Origin of the sequence: Solemya elarraichensis gill symbiont (assembly GCF_002021095.1) — a bacterium.
Classification (GTDB): Bacteria; Pseudomonadota; Gammaproteobacteria; order Chromatiales; family Chromatiaceae.
In genome coordinates, this window is sequence record NZ_MPRK01000138.1 from 1 (window position 1) to 4,874 (window position 4,874).

Annotated in this window: 4 protein-coding genes; all 4 read right to left on the reverse strand. The window is 50.8% G+C overall.

Annotation, left to right across the window (positions count from 1 at the left end; all coding sequences use genetic code 11):
- On the reverse strand, positions 1-1,223 hold a 1,223-nt coding region (locus BOW51_RS07565; RefSeq protein ID WP_135568136.1), incomplete at its 3' end, for a type IV pili methyl-accepting chemotaxis transducer N-terminal domain-containing protein.
- Positions 1,224-1,280: 57 nt separating this feature from the next.
- Complete coding sequence (locus tag BOW51_RS07570) at positions 1,281-1,892, reverse strand: TIGR03032 family protein (RefSeq protein ID WP_078477151.1); 612 nt, start codon at positions 1,890-1,892, stop codon at positions 1,281-1,283.
- Between the two features lie 65 nt (positions 1,893-1,957).
- On the reverse strand, positions 1,958-2,530 hold the full coding sequence (locus BOW51_RS07575) for a hypothetical protein (protein ID WP_135568137.1): 573 nt from the start codon (positions 2,528-2,530) through the stop codon (positions 1,958-1,960).
- The coding region (locus BOW51_RS11165; protein ID WP_167367273.1) for a beta strand repeat-containing protein at positions 2,452-4,874 on the reverse strand (2,423 nt) is incomplete at its 5' end. The genes BOW51_RS11165 and BOW51_RS07575, both read right to left, overlap by 79 nt.

A 4,874-nucleotide genomic window follows, 5' to 3' on the forward strand; every position in this document is an offset into this window, starting at 1 on the left:
TATGCCACCGTATCCAGCAGGCGCTTGTGCCACCCCTCAAGCGACGAGGCCTCATCAATGTCCATCAACAGGACACCAAACTGCTCTCCCTTGTCGGCTACCGGCGTTGAATAACGGTAGGCACCACCATCGGATTGCGGCGTTATCATGTGCGCACAGCCGTCACCGAAACAGCGAGCACAGTCACTGTTCTCAATGCACCAGTCATCCTCGGGAAGATCATTCAAGGTAGTCGATGCAAGCCTGAAGGCCTGCTCATCACCCGGCTCACCAAGGCAAATAGCGCCGCTCCTCGCGCCGATCAGGCGACAGATCTCATCAACCAGTTGAGTCAGCACCTTTTCATCGAAGGACTCCAGCGAGAGGCGCCTGCTGACGGTATAAAGCAGTTCCAGTGAACGGTTACTCCTCTCAAGATCGGCTGTCTTGTTGGCAACGCGCTCCTCCAGCTCTTCATAGGTATGCGACAGATCAGCAGTCATCAGGTTAAACGCAGCGCCCAATTGTCCCAGTTCGTCATCTCGCGGGTGACTGCACCTGACAGAAAAATCGCCGTGCCTGACAGCTCCGGCAGTTGCCAACAGTTCCTGCATCGGCTTATGCAGATCACGTCTGACAAAAAGGAGTACGACGATAACTACCACCAGCGTCAGAATAAGTACAAAAAGCTGGATCAGCTGAAGCCTCTCGATTTTTGACTCCGCCTCCAATTCCAGCGCGCGCACAAATTGATGAATGATATCAACAAAAGGATCAACCTCGGCGAGATAGGCCTGGCGCAGGTTGGTGAGCCTGTCGTATGGCTGTTGTGATAGCGGGGTCGCCAGCGCCTGGTCGATATACTCGTTTATCAGCGGAGCCAGCACCTTGTCCCAGCGTTCTACAAGTAAACGATAGGAGTCCTGAACCGGTAACGAGGTTTTTTTCTGCATTACCGATTGAATTCGGTCACTCGCCAGGCGCTCGCGAAATTCCGATACCAACGACGGGGTGCGCACACCAAGTAAATGCACCTCTTGCCTGGCAACCGGTACAAGACTGGCAACAATCCGGTAGGACTGCATTCGCAGTGTGCCTGCCTGGTTGATTGCCGCAGCGAATCCTTTCGCGGTCTGCGTCATGATGACGGAGCTTCCAATACTGATAATTGCCAGTGCCAGGATAGCTGCCATGGCAAGGCCCAGGCGCGCCTGCAGGGAGTGAATCAGCTTTGTATTGAACATGACGTCAGCTTACCCGATTTAGGGCAAACTGGCATCGCCAGCAGTAACTGTCCTTAATCAGGATTTTATTGATTCAGGCTCGATAGTAATCAGTGCCAGTGCTTCGGCGGTTCCCGGTCCCACAGACTTGGCACAGATGACATTTGGCATTACTGCAACGTCATACATCTCTGCCACTGGACCGTCGATGCGGAACCAGTGAACAACGGCACCGGTATTGAGGTCAATTACCTGCACACCAGTCCATGGTTCGGAATCTGCTTCCTCCAGACGCCTGTCAAGATCCAACCCTTCGAATCGATCATAACGGGGACGTGATAGTCCGACAAAAGCGAAATGGCTGTGAAAAGCCAGACCGCGTACAAATCCCGGGCAGAATGCCAGGGGTTCAAAACTTTTGCTATCGAGATTGACGCTACCAAGTTCACCCGTGCCGGAATTGAGCACCCACAGCTTGCCATTGTAGAGACGCGGTGAATGCGGCATAGATAGTCCGTCGCATACCGTCTCGTTGGTCGCCAAATCAATTACGATGCCGCCATCTGCACGGCGGTCACGCCAGCCATCGATGGTATCTGACTTGCAAACTGCTGTGACATAACGCGCTTCACCATTCTCCATTGCCAGGCCATTGAGATGACAGCGGTCTTCAGGAACCAGCTTCGAGATACAAGCGTGTCTTTGATCTCGTGATGTAAAAGGGCGACTTGGATGTCCCGTTTTACATCACGAGATCAAAGACACGCTTGTGAATCTTCACTAATGGAAACGCTCCGAGGTCCGGCTGCACCACCGCTAAAGTCATCTTCAAACGTCCAGCTGACAGAGTGGCTTGCACCTGATGTCAGGGTAACATCCACGTTGGCTTCTTCATCAAGGACGATATCGCCCGCAATAAATCCTGGTGCACCCAGGTTGAGCGTGTTGCTGCCACTGCTGCCGCTGCCGTTATATTCAGCATCGCCGTAGATACCAATAGCTACGTCTTCACCGGCAAGGATTGTACCCGTGTTGTCGATCGTGTTATCCCAGGTGTAACTGCCGGATGGATTCCCTGCTTCACCGACAATAATGCCTGAGCCATTGTAGACTTCCATGGAACCGGAGTTGTTGACCGAGTTTCCATGAGTGAAAACTGTATTGGACGGATAACCGCCTTCTTCGCCCCTGATTGCGACACCAACATTGTCAGCAATGATCGTGCCGCTGTTTGTAATAGTATTATTCGTTAGGTATGCCTCACCGATCGTACTGGAATCGTCCGCAAAGGATGATATGCCCTGGCTTCGAGCACGATGCCTTCCCAAGCCTGGATGATACCGCTGTTATCGATGCTATTGTCAGCAACTTCTGCAATACCTGCTTGTGCGTGTTCACTACCACCATCACTCCACGCCCAAGCACTTGCATCGGCGTACAGAAGTATGCCGGTTGAATCTTCACCATTAACAGTAGAGATGTTACCGCTGTTACTGATGTTATTGTCAAACACGCTGGCATTACCACCAGATGCTTGCGCATACTTAGTATCACTTGAACTAGCTGAGACAGATGATTCCGCATCTGCCCATGCAAAAGCCGAAAGTTCGATGCCAGTTGAGTAATGGGCACCGGTGTCGATCGTTCCGCTATTCACAACGTTATTGTTATGCACCTCTGCGGTTCCAGCCTCTGCTGTTGCGCCACCGCTCGCATAACCACCACTAACTCCTGTTGCAAGAGTATTCGAATCTGCTCCAGCTGAAGCGCTACTGGTCAGGAGAATACCTTGCATATAGCCACTATCGTTTAGATCTTCGCCATAAGTAGTGATAGTGCCGCTGTTAATGACCTCATTGTTATTCACTTGCGCAACACCGCCGCTGGCATCGCTGTTTGCATTTGCAGTAGCGGAGCCACTTGGTGCATAGGCCCTTGCGTCACTGCCGGCATATGCCCATGCGTCAGCTGCGAGAACGATTCCCTGAGAATCTTCACCCATGTGCCCAGTGACTTCTATTGAGCCACTATTTTCAACCAGGTTGCCTTCCACGTCAGCATCGCCAGCATATGAATAGCTTCCAATGTCAGCCACATTACTGCCGAATCCGCCACTGACAGTTTCACTTCTGTACATATCAACGCTTGCATCTGCATTCAGCGCAATACCATCAGCGTCAATCAGTTCATACGCAGCAGCAACGTGGATTGATTCAGAACTGCTGTTTGTGATGGTGTTGTTATTGACATCAGCACTACCAGCTAACCCGACGTAATCATCTTCGAAGCCACCACCACTAGAAGTGCCACTATCATAAGCATCGCCACCCGCTCTTGCAGTGAGCTCGATACCGCCACCAAGGTTTATCACTGCATACGAACCAATAAAGCCGGCATTTTCTATCAGGTTTGAATTGACCTCGGCCGAAGCGTATTTTCCGAATGCTCCACCACGGTCACCGGTAGTTGAATCGGCACGTAGACTGACAGCCGAATCGAGAACAATTTCACCAGCGTTCACCATGGCGCCGGTACCACTATTAGTAATGGTGTTGCCGTTGACTTCAGTGTCATTCGCGAGCGGGGCACTGTAGGAGTCACCAAATAGGTCAATATTGGTTAAATTGCCATATGCGGCAAGTTTCACTGCGCTATCTGTGTACTTATCTTCACCAGCGAACACCAGTCCGTCATTGGAGATCATGTTACCGTTAACGGTCACATCACCCTCGGACATTATATCTTCGCCCATGGCACGCAGTGCGATACCATTGAACCTGCCCTCTATAACGCCATTTTCGGCGTTGGTGATTTCGTTGCCATTTATCTTTGCATCTGCTTCAACAAAGGGGCTGCTATATTTAGAGATCGCAATGGCATTCACCATGATGCCAGCGAAAGCACCGCTACCATATTTGTAACTTCCGATTGTGCTATTGGCTGCGTTGTTGATCGTGTTGCCAACGACTATTGCTTCAGAATCTTCTCCGCTAAAAGCGACCGAATTCACCATAACACCGGCAACATAGCTGTAGATTCCGCCAGAGTTATCTATGCTGTTAGCTGCAATTTCTGCAGTGGCGTCTTCACCAACCGAGATGGCATTCAAGGCCGTACCACTGAGGAAACCAAACATTTCATCGGTGTTGATTATTGTATTTCTTGCAACGATGGTATCTGCATTTTCGCCGATTGCAATGGCATTCATCGATGCGCCGCTCAGGAAAGAGTCGCCAAGATAGCCATCATTGGTAATGCTGTTGTCTTCAACAGACGCGTCTGCATCCCCTACTGGGCCGCAGCAGCCGGAAGTAGCTGCAAAGGCTGTCATGTCAACACCGCTGAGACCTCCTCCGACAATATATGCATCTGCCGCATTATCAACGACATTGCTATTGACACTGGCATCAGCACCTGAATAACCTCCCGCGATAGCGAGAAATTGAAGTCCGGTGATATCTGATTCAATTCCGCCAGTGTTATTGACGCTGTTATAGCCAACTTCTGATTCACCGTCATTGCCATTTCCAGCGGAATAGGCACAAGAGCCCAGGTGGACACCAAAGGTGTCATTACCTTCTATATGTACGGAGTTTTCTATCAGGTTATGGTCAACATCTGCTGTCGCATCATCATAGCCGGGGTTAGCATATGCCGTAATACGGACAGTAC